The organism is Povalibacter uvarum (assembly GCF_014202975.1).
GTDB classification, from domain to species: domain Bacteria; phylum Pseudomonadota; class Gammaproteobacteria; order Steroidobacterales; family Steroidobacteraceae; genus Steroidobacter; species Steroidobacter uvarum.
In genome coordinates, this window is the sequence record NZ_JACHHZ010000005.1 from 278,920 (window position 1) to 298,997 (window position 20,078).

At 63.3% G+C, this 20,078-nt stretch carries 18 protein-coding genes; 6 read left to right on the forward strand and 12 right to left on the reverse strand.

Annotated features, from left to right (window positions below; translation table 11 throughout):
- Positions 1-18: 18 nt before the first annotated feature.
- The 4 genes from HNQ60_RS20635 to HNQ60_RS20650 all read right to left on the reverse strand — a co-directional run bounded on the left by HNQ60_RS20635 (position 19) and on the right by HNQ60_RS20650 (position 4,486).
- Positions 19-708 (reverse strand): ABC transporter ATP-binding protein, encoded by a 690-nt coding sequence (locus tag HNQ60_RS20635; protein WP_184334676.1) that lies wholly within the window; start codon positions 706-708, stop codon positions 19-21.
- 216 nt (positions 709-924) lie between these two features.
- Positions 925-2,166 carry an efflux RND transporter periplasmic adaptor subunit gene (locus tag HNQ60_RS20640; RefSeq protein WP_184334677.1) on the reverse strand — a complete coding sequence of 414 codons (1,242 nt, stop codon included), beginning with the start codon at positions 2,164-2,166 and terminating at the stop codon, positions 925-927.
- A gap of 145 nt (positions 2,167-2,311) precedes the next feature.
- Positions 2,312-3,175: a c-type cytochrome gene (locus HNQ60_RS20645; RefSeq protein ID WP_184334678.1), complete on the reverse strand. Its 864-nt coding sequence runs from the start codon at positions 3,173-3,175 to the stop codon at positions 2,312-2,314.
- Between the two features lie 189 nt (positions 3,176-3,364).
- Positions 3,365-4,486 (reverse strand): sensor histidine kinase, encoded by a 1,122-nt coding sequence (locus HNQ60_RS20650; protein ID WP_184334679.1) that lies wholly within the window; start codon positions 4,484-4,486, stop codon positions 3,365-3,367.
- A 474-nt stretch (positions 4,487-4,960) separates the two neighbouring features.
- Here HNQ60_RS20650 and HNQ60_RS20655 point away from each other — a divergent pair, with 474 nt between their 5' ends.
- The 4 genes from HNQ60_RS20655 to HNQ60_RS20670 all read left to right on the forward strand — a co-directional run bounded on the left by HNQ60_RS20655 (position 4,961) and on the right by HNQ60_RS20670 (position 11,380).
- Positions 4,961-5,521: a TetR/AcrR family transcriptional regulator gene (locus HNQ60_RS20655; protein ID WP_184334680.1), complete on the forward strand. Its 561-nt coding sequence runs from the start codon at positions 4,961-4,963 to the stop codon at positions 5,519-5,521.
- A gap of 67 nt (positions 5,522-5,588) precedes the next feature.
- Positions 5,589-6,767, forward strand: coding sequence for an efflux RND transporter periplasmic adaptor subunit (locus HNQ60_RS20660; RefSeq protein ID WP_184334681.1), 1,179 nt, complete (start codon positions 5,589-5,591; stop codon positions 6,765-6,767).
- A gap of 3 nt (positions 6,768-6,770) precedes the next feature.
- The gene (locus tag HNQ60_RS20665; protein WP_184334682.1) at positions 6,771-9,932 is read left to right on the forward strand and encodes an efflux RND transporter permease subunit; all 3,162 of its coding nucleotides are present in this window, start codon (positions 6,771-6,773) and stop codon (positions 9,930-9,932) included.
- 26 nt (positions 9,933-9,958) lie between these two features.
- Complete coding sequence (locus tag HNQ60_RS20670) at positions 9,959-11,380, forward strand: efflux transporter outer membrane subunit (protein WP_184334683.1); 1,422 nt, start codon at positions 9,959-9,961, stop codon at positions 11,378-11,380.
- 87 nt (positions 11,381-11,467) lie between these two features.
- Here HNQ60_RS20670 and HNQ60_RS20675 read toward each other — a convergent pair whose 3' ends face one another.
- The 5 genes from HNQ60_RS20675 to HNQ60_RS20695 form a co-directional block, all read right to left on the reverse strand.
- Positions 11,468-12,733 (reverse strand): serine hydrolase domain-containing protein, encoded by a 1,266-nt coding sequence (locus HNQ60_RS20675; RefSeq protein WP_221304342.1) that lies wholly within the window; start codon positions 12,731-12,733, stop codon positions 11,468-11,470.
- Between the two features lie 12 nt (positions 12,734-12,745).
- On the reverse strand, positions 12,746-14,137 hold the full coding sequence (locus tag HNQ60_RS20680; protein ID WP_184334684.1) for a GntP family permease: 1,392 nt from the start codon (positions 14,135-14,137) through the stop codon (positions 12,746-12,748).
- A 128-nt stretch (positions 14,138-14,265) separates the two neighbouring features.
- Complete coding sequence (locus tag HNQ60_RS20685; RefSeq protein WP_184334685.1) at positions 14,266-15,093, reverse strand: metallophosphoesterase family protein; 828 nt, start codon at positions 15,091-15,093, stop codon at positions 14,266-14,268.
- The gene (locus HNQ60_RS20690) at positions 15,093-16,028 is read right to left on the reverse strand and encodes a diacylglycerol/lipid kinase family protein (protein WP_184334686.1); all 936 of its coding nucleotides are present in this window, start codon (positions 16,026-16,028) and stop codon (positions 15,093-15,095) included. The genes HNQ60_RS20685 and HNQ60_RS20690 overlap by 1 nt, the downstream gene beginning before the upstream one ends.
- Positions 16,029-16,095: 67 nt before the next feature.
- Positions 16,096-16,548, reverse strand: a complete 453-nt coding sequence (locus tag HNQ60_RS20695; RefSeq protein ID WP_221304343.1) for a DUF3465 domain-containing protein — start codon at positions 16,546-16,548, stop codon at positions 16,096-16,098.
- A 56-nt stretch (positions 16,549-16,604) separates the two neighbouring features.
- Between HNQ60_RS20695 and HNQ60_RS20700 the strand changes: the two genes are divergently transcribed.
- On the forward strand, positions 16,605-17,153 hold the full coding sequence (locus HNQ60_RS20700; RefSeq protein ID WP_221304344.1) for a DUF924 family protein: 549 nt from the start codon (positions 16,605-16,607) through the stop codon (positions 17,151-17,153).
- A gap of 170 nt (positions 17,154-17,323) precedes the next feature.
- Here the strand turns inward: HNQ60_RS20700 and HNQ60_RS27965 are convergent, their stop codons facing one another.
- From HNQ60_RS27965 to HNQ60_RS20715, 3 genes are all read right to left on the reverse strand, one after another.
- Positions 17,324-17,656 (reverse strand): RNA recognition motif domain-containing protein, encoded by a 333-nt coding sequence (locus HNQ60_RS27965; RefSeq protein WP_184334687.1) that lies wholly within the window; start codon positions 17,654-17,656, stop codon positions 17,324-17,326.
- 463 nt (positions 17,657-18,119) lie between these two features.
- The gene (locus HNQ60_RS20710) at positions 18,120-18,659 is read right to left on the reverse strand and encodes a Spy/CpxP family protein refolding chaperone (RefSeq protein ID WP_184334688.1); all 540 of its coding nucleotides are present in this window, start codon (positions 18,657-18,659) and stop codon (positions 18,120-18,122) included.
- Positions 18,660-18,791: 132 nt separating this feature from the next.
- A complete protein-coding gene (locus tag HNQ60_RS20715) occupies positions 18,792-19,262 on the reverse strand; it encodes an RcnB family protein (RefSeq protein WP_221304345.1) in 471 nt (156 codons plus the stop codon).
- Positions 19,263-19,485: 223 nt separating this feature from the next.
- Here HNQ60_RS20715 and HNQ60_RS20720 point away from each other — a divergent pair, with 223 nt between their 5' ends.
- Positions 19,486-20,025, forward strand: coding sequence for a hypothetical protein (locus HNQ60_RS20720; protein ID WP_184334689.1), 540 nt, complete (start codon positions 19,486-19,488; stop codon positions 20,023-20,025).
- Positions 20,026-20,078: the final 53 nt, after the last annotated feature.

Here is a 20,078-nt window from a genome sequence, read left to right on the forward strand (position 1 = left end):
GTTGACCGTCAACTGGCTTCAGGCCGCTTCTCTGATGAGCTGTCCCTTCTCGAGATGCAGTGTGCGCTTTGCACGCGCCGCCGCGTGAGGATCGTGCGTCACCATGATGATGGTCTTGCCCTGCTGCTGATTCAGCGCCTGCAGGAGATCGAGGATTTCATCGCCGGACTTGCGATCGAGATCGCCGGTCGGTTCGTCGCACAGCAGGATCGTGGGGTCGGACACGATCGCGCGGGCAATGCCGACACGCTGTTCCTGGCCACCCGACAGTTCGCGCGGCTTGTGACCGGCACGTTCGGCGAGGCCGACGAGGCTCAATGCAGCGCCTGCGCGTTTGCGTCGCTCGGCGGCGGACAGCTTCGTGAGCAGCAGCGGCAGTTCGACGTTGCGCTGCGCCGAAAGCACGGGCAGCAGGTTGTACATCTGGAACACGAAGCCCACATGGTTCGCGCGCCACCGGCCGAGTTGCGCATCGCTCAGCGTATCGGTGCGCTGGCCGGCGATCTCGAGCGTGCCGGACGTCGGCCGGTCGAGGCCGCCGATGAGATTGAGCAGCGTCGATTTGCCGGAACCGGACGGTCCCATCAGCGCGAGGAAGTCGCCCTTGGGAATATCGAGATCGAGTGCGTGCAGGACGTGCACTGTCTCCGCGCCCCGCTTGTAGTCCTTGGCGAGCCCGCGAATGCGGACCAGAGATTCTTCAGCCACGATTCCACCCCGCTGCTCGAATGTTGACCGTCGACGTCATTGTCAGCTCTCAACCATGACATCCCGTGTCATGGACGTTTGAATTCTCTTGAATGAAGACGGGGTGAGGATGCGGATCCCGACAGGCTGGCGGCGAAAACCACTTCGTCATTCCCGCGCATGCCGAATCCATCCTGGTTCTTCGGAATGCACTCCCGCTTTCGCGGGAGCGACGAACTATCCACCCGCCGCTGCCGCCTCCACACTGTCCCCTTCCTTCAATCCCTCCGCCGGCGCGACCGCAACCGTCTCTCCCGCATTGATGCCCGAGAGGACTTCGACCTGGCCATCGCGCTCTCCGCCAGTGCGCACGGCGACGCGCTCGACCTTCTCGTCGCGGATGCGCCATACGAATGTGGTTTCGCCTTCGCGCACGATGGCATTCGCAGGCAGCTTCACGATCGCGCGAGGCGCGGCGTTCTGTTCCGGGCCGCCGCGATCTTCGAGGAAGCTCACCTTCACGCCCATGTCCGGGAGGATGCGCGGCTCGAGCTGGTCGAAGCCGATCCGGACGCGAACCGTTGCCTTCTGCCGGTCGGCCGTCGGCACGATGTTGATCACGTGGCTCGGAATGATCCAGTCGGGATACGCATCGAGCACCGCTTCGGTCCGCTGGTTTTCGCGCACGCGGTTGATGAATGACTCGTTGACATCGACTTCGATCTCGCGCGAGGTCATGTCGACGATCGTCGCGATACCTGTGCGGGTGAAGCCGCCGCCCGCGGAGATCGGCGACACCATTTCGCCGGGCTGCGCGTCCTTGGATACGACGACGCCGTCGAACGGTGCGCGCACGAGCAGGTCTTCGAGATCCTGGGCACGAACGCGAACGGTCCCTTCAGCTACCTCGACTTCGCTGCGCAGGGCTTCGAGTCGCGCGCGGGTTGCAGCGACTTCGGACTGCGAAGCATCGAGTGCCGATTCGCTGACGAGCTTGTCTGCGCGGAGTTTTTCAGTGCGGCGCAGCGTGCGTTCGGCTTCCGCGAGCCGCACTTCCACCTCGCGCAGTCGTGTGCGGGCGGACTCGAGCTGGCTCTTGCTCAGCGCATACGTCTGACGTGCCGTGCTGTCGTCGAGGCGGGCGATGAGCTGGTTATCTTTCACCTCCATGCCTTCCTCGATCATCACTTCCGACACTTTGCCGGTGACTTTGGAGGACACTGTCGCCTGACGGCGGGCGACCACGTAGCCCGATGCGTTCAGCACGGCAGGACCGCTGCCCGTGCCGGTTGTCGCGGCAACGGCGGTCGCTGTCTGAACCTGAATAGCGTCGTTTCTCAGCAGTGCCCACGCAGCCGCGGCCACGGCGATCACGAGAACGACGATGAGGAACCCTTTGTAGGACTTGCCGGATGCCGTTTCCGGCTCGGTGTTGCGATCGATGCGCAGGCTGTCGAGCGCGTTCTGGTCGAATGACATGTTGCTTCTTTGTGAATGGCCAGCGTTGACAGCGCCGGATTCTAGTCTGCGTCCGGGCTGGCCGTAAGCCGAAACCGGTGAACGGCGTGTCAATGCCGGCCGAAGAAGCGCGGCCGGGACGTGGAATTCGCGGCGAGCGGCCGGTTCAGGGCAGCGTGTCGCCGCCCTGCTTGGCGAATGTGTCCAGGTAAGAGCGAACGGCGAGAATCTCCTCGTCCGTGAAGTGCGCGAAGCGCGCCTTGGCCACGTGCGACATCAGGCCGAGATCGCGATCGCCCAGGCCCTTGCCGTCGCGCATGAGCCGCTCGAAGTTCTCATCGGAATAGGCGGCGGCGATGGCGAGATTCGGTGCGCTGATGAGCGGCCAGCCTTCGAGCCGCGCGCCATGGCATTCCGTGCACGCGCTCATCACCAGGTACCGGCCCACCGACAGCGGATCAGCGGGATCGGGCGCGGGCACCTTCGGCAGCGATGCAATCCGGTCGGCCTGCGGAGGAAACTTGCCCATCAGGATGCCGACGCGGCCCATCGTACGAATGTTCGTCAGCGGTTCCACGCCGTCCGTCTCCGGAAAGCTGCGCACGTAGGCGGTGATCGCGCCGAGATCTTCGTCGCTCAGATGGTTGAACATCGACGAAGGCATGATCCAGGTGCTGGTGCCGTCGCTCTTGATGCCGTGGCGCATGAGTCGCTCGAACTCGGCATCGGTGTAGTTCTTGATCACATGAGTGAGGTTCGGCGCCGTGATGTGCACGATACCGGGCTTGTCGAACATGTCCGTGCCCTGCAGCTCCGCGCCGTGGCAGTTGGTGCAACCGTAGATGGCCGCGAGACGTTCGCCCTTGCGCACGGATTCGCGATCGCTCGGTGCGTTGAAGGTCGACAGCGGGACTTCATACGTCCGCGCCACGACGCGCTGGGACGCAATGAACAGGTAGGCCGCGGCGCACAGCGCCAGGGTTGCCAGCGAGCCGATGGCCACGCCCAACCACTTCACGAATCGCTTCATTTCCTTACGTCCCGCACGAGGAGTTTCGAGGCGGGGGAGTTTCCGCGCGCGGATGCAAGCGAGCATCGGCCGGAGGAGCCATCTCGCGCCGGCGGCAGGAGCCATCGCGGCTGCGATCCACAGGAATCGGCAGATGCAGGCCCCTGGTGTGGGTCCGGCTTCAGCCGGATCCACGGGAGCACTCTGCGATCAGGCCGGCGCTGCTGCGGCGCGCAACGGATCCTGGTGAGCGGGGGTCTCGGGCAGGCTCACGTAGAAGGAGGCGCCCTGGTTGATCTGGCCTTCGGCCCAGATGCGGCCCCCATGGCGTTCGATGATGCGATGGACGGTCGCGAGACCGATGCCCGATCCGTCGAACTCGGAAACGCCGTGCAGCCGCTGGAACGGCTTGAAGAGCTTCTGAACGTAGGTCATGTCGAAGCCGGCGCCGTTGTCGCGCACGAACAGAGTGGTCGTGCCCCCTTCGGTACGCTGACCGATCTCGATGCTGGCACCGTGCGTCTTGCCCGTGAACTTCCAGGCATTGTCGATGAGATTGAAGAGCATCTGGCTGAGCAGCCGGCGGTCGCCATGCGCGTGCATGCCGGATTGAACGGTGATCTTCACGTCGCGGGCGGGTTCGCGCTGTCTGAGATCCGCCACGACGTCGTTCGCCAGCGCACTGACGTCGATCTCTTCCCGCTGCAGCGTGTGCCGCGAGATGCGCGACAAGGCGAGCAGTGCTTCGATCAGCTCCGACATCTTCTTCACGCTGGCCTGGATTCGCTGCACGCGACGTTTCTGTTCGTCCGTCGCGTGCTCATCGAGCGACAGTTCGAGCATGCCGGCCTGGCCCGCGATCGTGGACAGCGGTGATCGCAAGTCATGCGACACCGAAGCGCTGAATGCCTCGAGTTCGCGATTGGCGCGCGCGAGCGAATCATTGGCATCGCGCAATTGATTCTGCGTGGGCAGCGCAAGGATTGCCGGCATCGCACGCCACAGCATGATCGCAGTGGGCACCGAAGCGGCAGCGGTGATCGCCTTGATGATGCCTTCGAGCCAGTACTCGGCGTGCCACACATTCCAGATGTCGATCACATGCGTGGCGCCGCAGGCCACGATGAATACGCTGAACCAGACGAACAGCGAATGGAACGGCAGATCCTGCCGCCGCCGGGTCAGATGAAAGAGCACGAAAGGAATCGCGAAGTAAGCCATCGCGATGAGGATGTCGGGCAGCACATGCAGCCAGAGCACACCGGGCGTCCACAGGTAACAGTGCCCGTGCGGCATGAAGTTGGCTGTGCTGAAAATATCTGGCGCCGTCATGACCGGACTCCCCGCGTGAAGGCGGCATTGTACGGAGCGCGGAAAGGAGGCTTGCGGGAGCAAGTGCGTATTCCATGAGGAATGAAGCTGGCTACCCGGCTAGCCACTAGCCAGAGTCGAGCCGGAGAAAGAGAGGGGGTAGCGGTCCGGGGGCGTGTATCCGGATGGATTCCCGCTTTCGCGGGAATGACAGCTGCCCCTCGTCACTCCCGCGAAAGCGGGAGTCCATCCCTTCCGGATCCCTGGGCTAGCCGGCTAATAGCAAATCTGGCTAACAGGCTATCTAAGCCACTGATTTGTTTATTTTAATATTCATAAAAACTGAACTGAGGCGCCCATTGCGGCTGGCCTCCTCCCGCTCTGCCGGGCCAAAAACCGGTTGAACTGAACCGTCCAGCCGGTTTACCTTACCGTCCAGCCGGTACAGTCCCGTTCGGAGCGCTGTCCGCCACTTCCTTCGAGGGTTTCATCCAAATGGTTGCAGAACAGGCTGCGGTGGGCTCGGCCCGTGAGCGCGTTCTTGAAGCTGCTGAACGTGTGGTCACCGAGGTCGGCGCCGCGCGATTGACTCTCGATGCCGTGTCGCACGCGGCCGGTGTCAGCAAGGGTGGCCTGCTCTATCACTTCCCTTCGAAGGAATCGTTGCTGACGGCGCTTGCACAGCGCTATGTCGATTCCATGCAGGGCTGCATCGACACCGCCAAGGGATCGCTCGAAGACCAGAACGGTCGCGATCTCAAGGCCTGCATTCTCGGGATCCTGGGCAGCGATCCGCGCCTGAAGGCGATGGGAGCGGTGCTCCTCGCAACGGCTGCGAACGATCTCACGCTGCTCGAAGTCATTCGCGAGCGTGTCGCCGAACACACGCGCGAGCTCGCTGCCTCGGGCGGCAATTTCGCCCGGGCAGCCGTCGTGATGCTGGCGATCGACGGTCTGAAGATGCGCGAATCGCTGCGGATTTCGGCATTCACGCCGGAGCAGCGCGAAACGATCGTGAAAGAGTTGCTCACGCTGGCGGACGAAGCGTACCGCTGATGATGGTTTTACGACCGCTCGTACGTCCTTGGGCGGTCAGTCGATCGAAGTTCATGGGGTAGAAGTCATGTCGAAGGTCAAAAATCGCAGTTTCTGGTGGTTGAGCGCGGTCGCGATGACGGGCGCGCTGGCCGGCTGCGGTCAGCAGCAGCAGGCATTCCAGCCGCCGCCTCCCGAGGTCGCAGTGCAGACGGTCGATTCGGCGCCGGTGCCGCTCGATCTCACGTACACCGCGCGCACCGTCGGTTCACGCGAAGTCGAAGTCCGCGCCCGGGTGGGAGGCATCCTGCTCAAGCGCCGTTACGAAGAAGGCAGTCGCGTTCGCGAAGGCCAGCCGATGTTCCAGATCGATCCGGAACCGATCCGCGCCCGCGTTGCATCGGCACGCGCAGAGGTGTCGGTCGCGAAAGCCCGCCTCGATGAAGCGAGCCGCCAGCGCGATCGCGTGCTGCCGCTGTTCGAGAAGAACGCAGTCAGTCAGAGCCGTCGCGACGAAGCCGTATCCGGGTTCGAAGTCGCACAGGCAAATCTCCTCGCTGCGCAGGCAGCGCTCAAGACGGCCGAGCTCGATCTCGAATACAGCGACGTGCGTGCCCCGATCTCCGGTCTCACCAGTCGCGAAATGCTTTCCGAAGGCAGCCTCGTGTCGACCGATCAGAGCTCGAGCCTGCTGACGAAGATCGTGCAGATCGATCCGCTGTACGTCGAATTCTCGGTGCCGGAAGCGGAAGCAGCGTTGCTGCGAACTTCGCTGGCCCCCGTCAGCAAGAGCACACCGCCCGTCGTGAAGCTGCTGCTCGAAGACGGCGCCGAGTATCCGGACGCTGCGAAGCTCACGTTCGTCGATAACGCAGTCGATGTGCAGTCCGGCACCGTGCGCGTGCGCGCAGTACTCAAGAACTCTGGCGCACAGCTCATTCCCGGCCAGTTCGTGCGTGCGCGCGTCGAAGGCGTGACGCTTGCCAACGTCGTGTCGATTCCGCGCAAGGCGGTGATGTCGAGCGCGCAGGGAAGCTTCGTCTGGATCGTCGGTGCCGAGGACAAGATCGAAATGCGTCCCGTCCAGGTCGGGCGCACCATGCGCAACGACATCGTCGTCACGTCTGGCCTGTCCAAGGGCGATCGCTATGTCGTCGAGGGTGTGCTGAAAGTGCAGCCCGGCATCCAGGTCAGCGCCGTGTCCGTGGACGCGGCCAGCCGCCAGGCCGAAGGCGAACAGCCGAAAGTGCCGGCGAAAGAGGGCTGATCCATGCTTTCCCGCTTTTTCATTACGCGCCCGATCTTCGCGTGCGTGATCTCGGCGTTCATCGTGCTGGCCGGCCTCGGCGGCATGCTGTCGCTGCCGATCTCGATGTATCCGAACATCATCCCGCCGACGGTGACGGTTACCGCGCAGTATCCCGGCGCGACCGCGGAGACGATCGCCGAGACCGTGGCGGCGCCGATCGAGGAGCAGATCAACGGCGTCGAGAACATGCTGTACATGACGTCCGTGAACTCGGGCGACGGCACGCTGATGATCACGATCACGTTCGCGGTCGGGTCCGATCCGGACCTGTCCACGATCAACGTCAACAATCGCGTGCAGGCTGCCGTACCGCGGCTGCCGGAAGAAGTGCGACGGCAGGGCGTCGTCGTCCGCAAGGCGTCGATGAACTTCCTGCAGATTATCGGCATCACCTCGCCGGACGGCTCGATGAGCATGCTGGAGCTCAGCAGCTACACGGCGCTGAACATCATCGATGAGCTGCGCCGCATCCCGGGTGTCGGCGATGTGCAGTTGTGGGGGCAGAACTATTCCATCCGCATCTGGATGCAGCCCGACAAGCTCGCGAAGCTCGGCATCACTCCGGGCGAGGTGGCCGCGGCGGTACGCCAGCAGAACTCACAGTTCGCGGCGGGACGCATCGGTGTCGAACCGATCGACGAGCACGTGGACTTCACTTACGCAGTGACCGCGCAGGGCCGTCTCGAAACGCCGGAAGAGTTCGAGCAGATCGTCATCCACACCGGGGAGAACGGTTCGATCGTGCGCCTGCGCGATGTCGCCCGCGTCGAACTCGGTGCGCAGAGCTATAGCTTCGACGCGAAGGTCGGCGGCAAGGAGTCGATCGCGATGGGCGTGCTGCTGCAGCCGGGCGCCAACGCGCTCGAAACGGGCGATGCGATCCGTGCGCGGCTCGAGGAGCTGCAGGCTGATTTCCCGAACGGCATGTCGTACGAGATTCCGTACGACACGAACCTGTACGTGGAGATCTCGATCAAGGAAGTCGTCAAGACGCTGATCGAAGCGATGATCCTGGTGTTCCTGGTCGTCCTGCTGTTCCTGCAGAACTGGCGCGCGACCATCATTCCGATGCTGGCCGTGCCGGTATCGCTCATCGGCACCTTTGCGGCGATGTACGCGTTCGGCTTCTCCATCAACATGCTGACATTGTTCGGCATGGTGCTTTCGATCGGCATCGTCGTCGACGACGCGATCGTCGTGCTCGAGAACGTCGAGCGCATCATGACCACCGAGAAGCTCTCGCCGATCGCCGCGACCATGAAGGCCATGGAAGAAGTCACCCGTCCGGTGATCGCGATCGTGCTCGTGCTCACCGCGGTCTTCCTGCCGGTCGCCTTCATGGGCGGACTCGTGGGCGAGATGTACCGGCAGTTCGCCGTCACCATTTCGGTGTCGGTGGCGATCTCGGGCTTCGTCGCGCTGACGCTCACTCCTGCGTTGTGCGCGCTGCTGCTCAAGCCGGGCCACACCGTGCAGTTCGGTTTCCTCAATCGCTTCAACGAATGGTTCGCCCGGGTGACGGCGCGCTACTCGCAGGGTGTGCAGTTCGTGATGCGTCGCGGCGCCATCGCCACCGGCGTGTTCGCGGCGATGGTGCTGGCCACGGTCGGCCTCTTCATGGCGCTGCCGAGTTCGCTGGCGCCGGCTGAGGATCAGGGCTACGTGTTCGTCATCGGCCAGCTGCAGGATGCGGCATCGCTCAGCCGCACGCAGGAAGCGATCGGTACGGTCGAATCAGCAGTGCGCGGCAATCCGGCGGTCAAGACTGCGGTCGCGATCTCGGGCATGGACGCGCTTACGCAGGCCTACAAGACGAACGGCGGCATCATCTGGCTGCCGCTCACGCCTTGGGATGAGCGCACGGGCGATGAATCGAAATCGCCTGGCGCTGTGGTTGGCTCGGTGTTCGCGGAAGGCAGCAAGGTCAAGGATGCGTTCTTCTTCGCCGTCGAACCGCCGCCCATCGAAGGGCTCGCAATGACGGGTGGCTTCGAGGCGTACATCCAGTCACGCGGCCGCGGATCGGCGAAGGATCTCGAGGCTGCTGCACAGAAGTTCGTCGCGGCTGCGTCGCAGCGCAAGGAACTTGCGGGCGTGCTGACGACCTTCAGCGCGAGCGTGCCGCAGATGCGCGTCGATCTCGACCGCGAGAAGGCGCTGACGCTGGGTGTGCCGGTCAGCGAAGTGTTCGAGACGTTGCAGAGCACGTTCGGCGCGATGTACGTCAACGACTTCAATCGCAACGGCCGCGTCTACCAGGTGCAGCTGCAGTCGGAGCCGCGCTTCCGTGCGTATCCGGAAGATATCCGCAACGTGTACGTGCGTGCACGCTCCGGCGAACTCGTGCCGCTCACTGCGGTGGCGAGCATCCGGCAGGTGACGGGCCCTGAGATCGTCGAGCGCTTCAATGTGTTCAACGCCGCGAAGGTGATGGGCAATGCCGCGGAGGGCTACAGCTCGGGTGATGCGATCCGCGTCGCCGAGGAAGTGGCGAAGGAAGCGTTGCCTTCGGGCTATCAGCTCGCGTGGACGGGTACGGCTTATCAGGAGAAAGTCAGCGGCGGCGCGTCCAACAGCGTCTATCTGCTCGGCGTTCTGATGGTCTTCCTCATTCTCGCGGCGCAGTTCGAGCGCTGGACGCTGCCGCTCGCCGTGATTCTCGCCGTGCCGTTCGCCGCGTTCGGGGCGTTCCTGGCGGCGACGTCCCGCGGGCTCGAGAACGACATCTATTTCCAGATCGGCATGCTGACGCTGGTCGGTCTGGCGGCGAAGAACGCGATCCTGATCGTGGAGTTCGCATTGATGAAGCTGCAGGAAGGCATGCCGCTGAAGGAAGCGGCGATCGAGGGTGCGAAGCTGCGTTTCCGTCCGATCATCATGACGTCGCTGGCGCTGATCTTCGGCGTGTTGCCGCTCGCACTCAGCACGGGTGCGGGTGCGGCCAGCCGCCATTCGCTCGGTACGAGCGTGATCGGCGGCATGCTGGCGGCCACGTTCGTGGCGACATTCTTCATACCGATGTTCTTCCGCTGGGTGGCAAGTCATACACGGGACGTGTCGCACGCGCACTCCGCGCCGACCGATGAGTCCGAGGCCGAGCCTCAGCCGAAGCCGTTGTCCTGATCGATTCTGGAAGACTGGAAATGTGCATGCGTAATGTTCTGATCGTTGCTGTTGTCTCGACGGTGCTGAGTGGATGCATCGTGTCCCGTGTCGACCCGCAGAAGCCGGAACTGCCGTTGCCTGCGGCGCTTCCGGAGCAAACCCAGACGACGACCCAGCTGCCTGATCCGTGGTGGACGATCTTCGGCGACGAGCGGCTCAACCAGCTCGTCGACGAAGCGCTGACCAACAATCCGGATGTGCAGGTTGCGGCGGCACGCGTCGCGCAGGCTCGTGCGATCCTCGGTATCACCAATGCCGATCGTCTGCCGTCGGTCGATCTGCAGGGCAATGTCACGCGGTCGAAAGACAGCGCGTACGTGAACACGACGCCGGGTATCGATCGTCACCGCACGATCTACACCGTGCAGGGCGGCGCCGCGTTCGAGCTCGATATCTGGGGCAAGTACTTGCGTGCCTCGCAGTCAGCTCGCGAACAACTGCTCAACTCGGAGTACGGTCGCGAAGCAACCAAGCTCAGCCTGACCGGCGATGTGGCGCGCAGCTACTTCGGCCTGATTGCCTCTGCGCAGCAGCTTGCTCGCGGGCGCGACACGCTGTCGACCCGCGAAGAGTCGTTGCGTATCGAGAAGGTGCGTTTCGATGCGGGTGAGAGCGACGAGTTCACGTTCAAGCGCGCTGAAGCGGATGCGGCCGCGACACGGGTTTCGGTCCACCAGCTCGAGCTCGATCTCACGCGCCGAACCAATGCGTTCGGCATTCTGCTGGGCCGCTCGCCACAGGATCTCGTGGATCGCGCAATCAAGGCCGAGCGCGACGAACTTCCATCCGTCGTGGCCTTGCCCGCGGCGCTGCCGTCGAGCGTGATGGAGCGGCGTCCGGATATCGGCGCGGCCGAAGCGGCGTTGAATTCATCCGCGTACGACATCGGCGTTGCCCGTGCGCAGATGTTCCCGAGTATCAGCCTCACCGGTGCGTTCGGTTCGGTCAGCCCGGAGCTCGACAACCTGTTCAAGCCAGCATCGGAAGCGTGGTCCGCGGCGGGCGGCATCTTTCAGCCCATCTTCCAGGGCGGACGCCTGCGTGCGAACGTGAAGCGGGCGGAAGCAGTCCGTGAGGAGCGCAAGGCTCAGTATGCTCAGACCGTGCAGAACGCCTTCCGCGAAGTGCTCGATGGCCTGCAGGGCCAGTCGCTCATAGCTGGCGTCGCGTCAGCGAATGCCGATCAGGTTGCCTCGCTCTCGCGAGCGACCGAACTGGCAGAACTGCGTTACGACCAGGGCGATATCGCCTACATCGACCTGCTCGACGTGCGTCGTGGATTGTTCCAGGCACAGATCGATCTGGTCGCTGCGCAACGCGATGCGTTGCTCAATACGGTTGATCTCGCGCTCGCATTGGGCGGGGGAATGGGAGCGAGGGCGGAAACGCTGTCGGCGGCCAGATAGGCATTCGTCATTCCCGCGAAAGCGGGAATCCATCGGATCAAGGCATGGATCCCCGCGTGCGCGGGGATGACGGATGCAGTCGCTTCTTCACTCCATCGCCTGATACACCAGGTTCCTCATGATCGAGCGGTAATACGTGCGCCGCTCGATGTTCAATTCCTGCAGCATCATGATCGCAATGAGCTGTTCCTTCGGATCGATCCAGAAGTACGGGCCGGTCGCGCCGCCCCAGAAATAATCTCCGACAGAACCTGGAACCGTGCCGCGGCCCGGTTCCAGTCGAACGCCAACTCCCAGTCCGTAGCCTTGTCCCAGTTGCGGCAGCGGCGCGGTCAATCCCAGTTCCTGCACGAAGCCGCCGTACGCCACGCCGGGCGGCAGGTGGTTGCTCGTCATGAGCTCGACGCTCTTGCGAGACAGCAGTCGCACGCCGTCGAGTTCGCCGCCATTCAGCAGCATCTGGCTGAAGCGTGCGTAGTCGTGAGCGGTCGAGACGAGGCCGCCGCCGCCTGAGAACCACTTCGGCGGACGAGCGGGATTGTAGCCGATCACGGGCGCTTTCGGATCGCGCAGCGGCTCGGCGAGTCTCGCGGCCTGCTGCGGCGAAAGCTGGAACGCGGTGTCGTTCATGCCGAGCGGCTTCGCGATTCGCTCGACCACGAAGCGATTCAGATCCATGCCGGAAACGACTTCGACCACACGGCCCAGCACGTCGGTCGACATGCCGTACTCGAACGTGGTGCCCGGCTGATAGGCGAGCGGCAGCTTCGCGAGCTTGTCGATCAGTTCGGCGTTGGTCTGCTGATCGTCCATCGTGTTCGCCGCGCGATTGGCGCGCTGGACGAGTGAGTCGCCGAAAATTCCGTAGGTGAAGCCGGAGGTGTGACGCATCAGGTCCTGAATGGTCATCTCCCTGCGAGACGGTTCAAGTGCGAGCGTCCGCTCGGAGCCCTCGGCCTTCTCCACGCCGACCTGCATCTGTTTGAGTTGCGGCAGGTACTTCGACACAGGATCGCCGAGCTGCAGCTTGCCTTCTTCCATCAGCATCAGCGCGGCGACAGAGGTCACGGGCTTGGTCATCGATGCGATCCGGAAGAGTGCGTCCGGCTGCATCGGCGCCTTCGCAGGCCTGTCGCGATCACCGAAGTGCTGGAAGTACGCGACCTTGCCGTTGCGCACGACGAGCACGACTGCGCCGGGGATCGTGCCGGCCTTCACATCGCCCTCGAACTTCTCCGTGAGGCGCTGCAGCTTCGAGGCTGAGAATCCCGCGGCTTCAGGCGACGGTGTGTCGGTTGCGGACAAGGCATTCATGGCGAACAGGGTCGCCAGCAGGGAAGGAACGACTTTCATCGACGACTCCGACTACACGAAACCGGTGAGGTAGTAGATCGCGATCACGACGAAGACCGCGAGCGTCTTGATGCAGGTGATCGCGAAGATGTCTTTGTACGACTGACGGTGAGTCAGTCCCGTCACGGCGAGGAGCGTGATGACCGCGCCGTTGTGAGGCAGCGTATCCATGCCGCCGCTCGCCATCGAAGCCACGCGGTGCAGGACTTCCGGTGAAATTCCCGCGACCTGTGCCGCCGCGATGAACTGCTCCGACATTGCCGCGAGTGCAATGCTCAGGCCGCCCGATGCAGAGCCGGTGATACCCGCGAGAGTCGTCACGGTGATCGCTTCGTTGACGAGGGGATCGGGAATCGCCGCGAGCGCATTCTTGACGAGAATGAAGCCGGGCAGGGCAGCGATCACCGCGCCGAATCCGTATTCGGAAGCCGTGTTCATCGATGCGAGCAATGCGCCACCGATCGCAGCCTTCGTGCCTTCCGCGAAACGCACGATGATCGGTTTGAACGCGAGGATCAGCACAGTGAGGATGCCAGCGATCAGCGCGCCCATCACCGCCCAGATCGCAACTACCGACGTGAGCTGCATGCTCAAGGGTTGCGCCATGCCGGCGAGCTGCGTCTGCACGCTCGGCTCGTACACGAGCGGAATCGTTCGCGTGAAAGCGAGATTCGCGATCCCGACGATCAGCAGCGGCAGTACCGCAACGAGCGGATGCGTCGCGGTCGTGACGGGCACGCTCTCTGGTTCGTTGATGTGGTCCGTGCCATATCCCTCGCCGTTGCGGAGAGCAACGCGACGTCGCCAGTCGAGATACGTAAGCCCGGAGATCAGCACGACCAGTCCGCCCGAGACGCCGAGAATCGGCGCGGCCCAGGCGTCGGTGCCGAAGAAAGTCGTGGGAATGATGTTCTGGATCTGTGGCGTGCCGGGCAACGCGTCCATGGTGAACGTGAACGCACCGAGCGCGATCGTGCCGGGGATGAGGCGCTTCGGGATGTTGCCGCGGCGGAAGATCTCCGCGGCGAACGGATAGACCGCGAACACGACAACGAACAGCGAGACGCCGCCATACGTGAGCAGCGCGCAGATGAGCACGATCGAGAGAATCGCGCGCTCCTGTCCAACCATGCGGATGACGGCGGCCGCGATGGATTGAGAGAAGCCCGACAGTTCGATCAGCTTGCCGAACACCGCGCCCAGCATGAACACCGGGAAATAGAGCTTCAGGAAGCCGACCATCCGCTCCATGAAGAGGCCGGTGAAGATCGACGGGACAGCCGCGGGCTCCGTCAGCAGTACGGCGAGCAACGCAGCCAGCGGCGCGAATAGGATGACGCTGTAGCCGCGGTAAGCCGCGAGCATGAGCAGCACCAGCGCGCCCAGCACGATCACAAAACTCATGCGATCCCCCCGCGTAGGCCCGACCCGGTCACCCTGCGCGGCCTTTTGCAGCGCAATCGAAGTGCACCGGGCATTAATTCATCAGTTGATGAGTTTCCGGTCAGCTTGCCCCGGCGGGGTGCGGGCTGTCAATTCAGGGCTTCTCTGCGCGGGCGGTCGAGCGGCAGATGCTGGCTGTCGACGGGCTCGAACCGGGTTCGGGCGGCCGAGAAATCCCAGCGTTCGGCGATACACGCGAGATAGGGTTCGTTCGCGCGCCGCAGCAGGTTGATAGAGTTCGGCGCGCTATGGCGCACGCGCCATGAAAGTGCCGTGCCAGCCTGCACAGCCCAGATGGCTCGCGGCAGATCCGGAAACCGCTCAGCGAGCGGACGCACATACGGCAGGTGGATGTGCCCACCCATCACGATGTCGGCACCTGCTGCAGCCCATCGACGTACTGCGTGTTCGTTGCCGTGAACCACGTTCTTCTCGTCCTTGCCCTTGATCACATGCACGGGCTGATGGGTGACGACGATGCGGACCCGATCGGGGGTGCTCGCATCGAGTTGCCGGGCAATCCGCTGCGCCTGGTCCGGTGATATCTCGCCGTCGACGTGTCGATACCAGCGCGTCGTGTTGACGCAGAGGATGTGGAAGTCCGCCGATTCGTAGCGCGGTTCCAGCGCTTCTCCGAACACGCGTCGATACCCGGCGTACGGAAAAAACAACCGCGCCGGAAGATTGAACAGCGGAATGTCGTGATTACCCGGCAGTGTCACGATCGTTGCCGGTCGGAGCTGCTCGAGAAAGGCTCGCGCCGCCTCGAACTGTCCGCGTCGGGCGCGCTGGGTGATATCCCCCGACCACACGATGACTTCAGGCTTCATCTCGGTCACGAGCCGCAGCAGCGCGTCGACCACCGGCGGTTGCTCCGTGCCGAAGTGCGTATCGGAAATCTGGAGCAGCACACCCATCAGCCACCGTCCGCTGCGGGAGTCATCAGCAGCAACGCTTCCGGCGCGACCTCGAAGCGCAAGGGCAATGCGGCCTGCCAGATCTCGCCGTCCGTTGCGACCCGGATCGAGCCACGCGTCGCGGAAGCGAGCCGCACCGTCATCTGCTTGAAGGAGAAATCGCGCACGTTCTCCGCCTCACCGAGTCGGCCGAGCATCCCACGCACCGCCAGCCACAGCAATGCGGCACTTCCGGTCGGTTTCACGATGAGCGCGGCAAGCCTCCGTCGTCCGATGTCGCTGGCTTCGGGCAGGCCGACCTGCTCGAGCTGCAACGCATTGTTGCCGACGAAGAGCGTCGGTGTGCGCACGAGCTCCGATCGATCGTCGTGCCAGATCTCGAGCGCTAGCTGACGATGATCCTGGAGCAGCGTCGCAAGGCCGGCCCACATCGCGACGAGCCGGTTGCGTCCGTACTGCTGCTTGAAGGCTTCGCGATCCTGCAGCAGCTTCGGGTAGAGACCGACGCTCGCATTCACGAGGAATGCGCGTCCATTGAGCATTCCCACCTGCACTCGCTTGATATTGGCGTTGATGAGCGCCTGCGTCGCTGCTTCCGTTGCGAGCGGAATGTCGTGCGCGCGGCCGGAGTAGTTGAACGTGCCCTGCGGGATGATGCCGAAGGGTCGTCCTGTGGGCAGCGCTGACTGCAGCACTGCGTTGATGGTGCCGTCGCCGCCGGCAACGACGATCGCGCCGCGATGCCGTTGTGCCTCATCAGCGGCATGACGCGCAATCGCATGCAGCTCCTGAGGGTCGGCAACAGCGAGCAGTTCATACGGCTGACCGGCCTCGCGCAACGTCGCCTCGATCCGTTCCTGCTCTTCGCGTGCGTCCGCGGAGCCGGAGGCCGCATTCATCACGATGAAGAAAGTCGAAGTGGCAGTGTCGGACATGAAGCCTCGGGCTCGAAGGCGATTGTTCTCACAATGCCGGCCCGATTCCCGTGGTTCCTCGCGGCTTCTACTCGTAGCGCCTGCCGTCGTGCTCGAGCCAGCCGTGTGCGTGCCTTCCCTGCGGATCGCGATGTGTCCAGTGGAGGACGCCGCCCTTGTTGTTCCACTCGTACTCGCCGAAGAAGGCGACACGATCACCTTCGCGCAACGAATCGATGCGCGGCGCGAGGTCGATGTTGTGCGCGACGAGCAGTGTCTGGCCGGAACCGAGCCGGATCAGGAAACGTTGATGCCGCGAACCCTGATTGTCGTCCGACAGAATTTTCTGCACTGTTCCGTGGCCGCGGACCTGGATGTTGCTGCGCTGGTTTTCATAGGCTTGCGCCAGAATGTCATCGGCGCTGGATTCGACAGCGACAGCCGGACTGGAAGGCTGCGTCGAAGGTTGGGGCAGTCCGCCCCGCATCGTGAACTGATAGGCCGCAGCAACGACGATCAGTGCCAGCAGCAGCTTCTTCATGCGCGCACCCTGCGGATGAGAGGGTGCGACTATCGCAGAAAATCGAGGTGTGTGACGTGCAAACCCTGCCCTGGATCGATGAGGTCATCCGCTTCTGGTTCGAAGAGCTGCGTCCGCAGGACTGGTTCGTCCGCAGCGCCGCGACCGATGAGACGTGCCGGGTGCGGTTCCTGGATCTTTACGAATCCGTCAGCGAGCAGGCAGCGCGAACACCGGTGGCGACGGGTCGGCACGCACTCGCCACAGTGATCGTGCTCGATCAATTTCCCCGCAACATGTTTCGTGGCTCGCCGCGTGCATTCGCTACGGATGCGCAGGCGCTGCGGATCTCGGAGGAGGCGATTGCGGCGAAGCTCGATCGCGAGCTCACACCAGCGCAGCGTACGTTTCTCTACATGCCTTTCCAGCACGCCGAGAATCGCGACGTGCAGGCGCGGTCAGTCGAATTGTTCGCATCGCTCGGCGATGCGCAGTCGCTTTCGTATGCGCACAAGCACAAGGAAGTCGTCGATCGTTTCGGCCGGTTTCCTCATCGCAACGAGGCGCTGGGCCGGGATTCGACGCCGGAAGAGGTCGAGTTCATGAAGAGTCATCCGGGGTTTTGAGGTACCGACGTCACTCCCGCGCAGGCGGGAGTCCATGCCTTGATGACAGATGGATTCCCGCGTACGCGGGAATGACTGCCCCCTCCCCCAGAAATGACTGTGGGCCGGTTTTGAGGCCGGCCCACAGTACTCATCTTCCAATCAGCGCAGCTTTATCAGCTGCGGCGTGATTACCAGCGACCGCCACCGCCGCCGCCGTAACCACCACCGCCGCCACCGCCGCCGCCGAAGCCGCCACGACCGCCGCCGCCACCACCGCGGGGCTTGTCCTGTGCTTCATTGACCTTCAGCGGGCGACCGCCCATGTTGTGGCCATTGAGCGCCTGGATGGCGCGCGCCGCATCGGCGCGGGGCATCTCGACGAAGCCGAAGCCGCGGGGGCGGCCGGTTTCGCGATCGTTGATCAGGGAGACCGACTCCACGGTGCCGTGCTGTTCGAACAGCGCGCGCACAGCGGCTTCATCGGCGGAGAAGGGCAGGTTGCCCACGTAAATCTTGCTCATTAACAAAAAGACCTTTGAGAAAAGTACCTGACGTGTCTTTCCGACTGCGTGCAGGCAAACGACAAACGACACCCTGAAGTTCCTGGTGTCTCCTGGATCGGGAACGATTCGGTTTCGGAACCTTGGACGGACGGTTGCCGATCAAGGAAGGGAAAGGAAAGATCACGAGCCGGGCGCGACTATACACCTTCACCCGCGGCCCAAAGGAGCGATTTTTGGGCGTGGAGTCGCAAACCGCGCCCCGGCGATTCCCTGAATCCGGCCGGCGGGGTGGCCCGCCAGCCCCCTGGGAAGTACCACGCCGTCGTACCAGCTTGCCCCTTGGGGGCTGTCTACCACGCCGTCACCCCCGCGAAAGCGGGGGTCCATCCCCGGTCCCTCGGATGGATTCCCGCTTTCGCGGGAATGACTTTGGCAACGTCGTCAGAGAAGGGACGCCCCTTTCCTGGCCCGACGATCGTCCCTACAGCGTCGTCGGCGCCGCCCTGTCCCGCTCCTTATGTTCACCACGCCGCTGCTCCCAACGGGCTTTGCGCTCGGCGAGGACCTGCGGGACCTTCGCCTTCTGCTCCGGGGTCAGCAGGGCGAACACCTGTGTCTGGGTGTCGCTGGCCTGCTGGATCGCCTCGGCAGCGAGCTGCTTCTTCGTGGCAATCAGCCCAGGGTAGTTGGGGTCGTCCGGCATCGTGCCGGCGAGCGAGTCGCGGTTGCTGCGTTCGCGCTCACGAAGCGCTTTACGCTGTTGGGCATTGCTGTCGAGAACAGCACGCACGCTCTGTTGCTGTTGCGCCGTGAGATCGAGCTGTTTGAGCGCTCCCATCATCGGCATTGCGTCGTGACCGCGATGGCGATGCATCGAGTCGCGGTGCATCGACTGGGGCCGCTGATCGCCATTGCTGTCAGCGCTGGTGCCGGCGTATGCGATGCCGCCAGCGATCGTCAGTGCCGCACAGCCGGCGAGCAACGAATTCCTGAGCGGGGAATTTCTGAATCGGTTCGTCATGAAAAGGTACTCCTCGAAGGGTCACCGCTATCGGGCGACATGGGATTCGACAGGTCCCGGAGCCTCCTGCTCCGGGACAATTGTAGGAACGTTGTAACCAATTGCATCGTCAATGGGCCGGGGCCCGTGACATCAGTAGAAGATGTCGCTCACTACGTTCGCCACGAGGCCGGTCGCGATCGCGGCGAGGATCACGTCATTGTCGACGCGAACCCAGTGATAGCCGCGGGGCGGAGGACGCAGGCGATACGTCGAGTAGTTGTGCACGACGTAGCGCGGTGCGTAGTAGCCCGCCGGCAGGTAGGCGCCGCGGTACCACCGGTGATGGCGGTAGTTCTTCGGCGGGTAGTAACGGATGACCTTGTAACGACCGTCATAGCGACCATCGTAGTAACGATCACTGTAGTGGCGGTGGTCGGCGCGGCGACGATCATCCCGGTCGCGGTCGTGACGATCGTGATCGCGATGATCATGACGATCATCGTTCCACGAACGCTGGTCGTGGCCGCGGTCGCGATCCCTGGAATCGGCCATTGCAGCGGTTCCCACCAGGCTCGTGAAAGCGGTGGCAGTGACGAGAGCAGCGGCAATCAGGCGGTTCATCTTCGTCTCCTCGAGCGCCGGAGCAGCCGGCTTGGGCGCACTATTGCGCGCCGGGCCTGATTTGAAGCTGAACGATTTCAGTCAGTTACGGTTCAGCCAGGGGCGGCCGGATTACGTCCTATGGCCAATGAAATTCTGCTTGGCTGACAGGGATTTGCCGCGCTAACGTACTCGCAGGCTGGCGGTGTTACCGGCAGGCACAATAAGAATCGGGAGGAAGGGAATGGCCGCGAATCTCAGCAGCGAACTTGCGATCCAGATTCAGTCAGGGACGAATTCGCCGCGGCGGCTTTCCTCCGATCCTTTCGAAACCTTCCTCGAAGCGATGCTCCAGGTGCGACAGGAATGTCATCTGTGGAAGGCGCACTTCATTCATCTCTCGGGTCACGCATTGCCCGAGGCTACGTCGGCCGAGTACCGCGACGTGTGGGACCTGATGCTCGCGAAATGGATTCCCGAGTACTCCCCGGAAAACTATCAACGCTTCGCTCCGCTGTTCGAAAACGCGCTACGCGACATGCGCGCACGCTTCGATCGCTTGAGCGTGGTGTTCAGCCGCGTACTCCCGCGCGATGTGCGCAAGCGCCTCGACAAGGCCATGCGCCAACTCGACTTCGCCGCGGCAAGCTACAGCTGGATTCCGGCGCGCGAACACATCGAAGATCCCGCAGTGCTCTTCGCTGCGAGATTCAAGGGAGTGATTCGAGTGCTGAGGCTGATTGCGAGAGATGCGGATGAGAGGTTGAGGATGATGGTGGAGTAGAGCTGCGAGCTGCGAGCGATGAGCGGCGAGCCAGAAGGGAGAAGTCCCTTCAT

Excerpts from the sequence above, each read along its gene's own strand:
- HNQ60_RS20710 (WP_184334688.1), bottom strand. The coding sequence starts at position 18,659 with ATGACGAACCGATTCAGAAATTCCCCGCTCAGGAATTCGTTGCTCGCC.
- HNQ60_RS20690 (WP_184334686.1), bottom strand. The coding sequence starts at position 16,028 with ATGTCCGACACTGCCACTTCGACTTTCTTCATCGTGATGAATGCGGCC.
- HNQ60_RS20655 (WP_184334680.1), top strand. The coding sequence starts at position 4,961 with ATGGTTGCAGAACAGGCTGCGGTGGGCTCGGCCCGTGAGCGCGTTCTT.
- HNQ60_RS20670 (WP_184334683.1), top strand. The coding sequence starts at position 9,959 with ATGCGTAATGTTCTGATCGTTGCTGTTGTCTCGACGGTGCTGAGTGGA.
- HNQ60_RS20715 (WP_221304345.1), bottom strand. The coding sequence starts at position 19,262 with ATGAACCGCCTGATTGCCGCTGCTCTCGTCACTGCCACCGCTTTCACG.
- HNQ60_RS20640 (WP_184334677.1), bottom strand. The coding sequence starts at position 2,166 with ATGTCATTCGACCAGAACGCGCTCGACAGCCTGCGCATCGATCGCAAC.
- HNQ60_RS20680 (WP_184334684.1), bottom strand. The coding sequence starts at position 14,137 with ATGAGTTTTGTGATCGTGCTGGGCGCGCTGGTGCTGCTCATGCTCGCG.
- HNQ60_RS20650 (WP_184334679.1), bottom strand. The coding sequence starts at position 4,486 with ATGACGGCGCCAGATATTTTCAGCACAGCCAACTTCATGCCGCACGGG.
- HNQ60_RS20675 (WP_221304342.1), bottom strand. The coding sequence starts at position 12,733 with ATGAAAGTCGTTCCTTCCCTGCTGGCGACCCTGTTCGCCATGAATGCC.
- HNQ60_RS20695 (WP_221304343.1), bottom strand. The coding sequence starts at position 16,548 with ATGAAGAAGCTGCTGCTGGCACTGATCGTCGTTGCTGCGGCCTATCAG.
- HNQ60_RS27965 (WP_184334687.1), bottom strand. The coding sequence starts at position 17,656 with ATGAGCAAGATTTACGTGGGCAACCTGCCCTTCTCCGCCGATGAAGCC.
- HNQ60_RS20665 (WP_184334682.1), top strand. The coding sequence starts at position 6,771 with ATGCTTTCCCGCTTTTTCATTACGCGCCCGATCTTCGCGTGCGTGATC.
- HNQ60_RS20720 (WP_184334689.1), top strand. The coding sequence starts at position 19,486 with ATGGCCGCGAATCTCAGCAGCGAACTTGCGATCCAGATTCAGTCAGGG.
- HNQ60_RS20660 (WP_184334681.1), top strand. The coding sequence starts at position 5,589 with ATGTCGAAGGTCAAAAATCGCAGTTTCTGGTGGTTGAGCGCGGTCGCG.
- HNQ60_RS20685 (WP_184334685.1), bottom strand. The coding sequence starts at position 15,093 with ATGGGTGTGCTGCTCCAGATTTCCGATACGCACTTCGGCACGGAGCAA.
- HNQ60_RS20645 (WP_184334678.1), bottom strand. The coding sequence starts at position 3,175 with ATGAAGCGATTCGTGAAGTGGTTGGGCGTGGCCATCGGCTCGCTGGCA.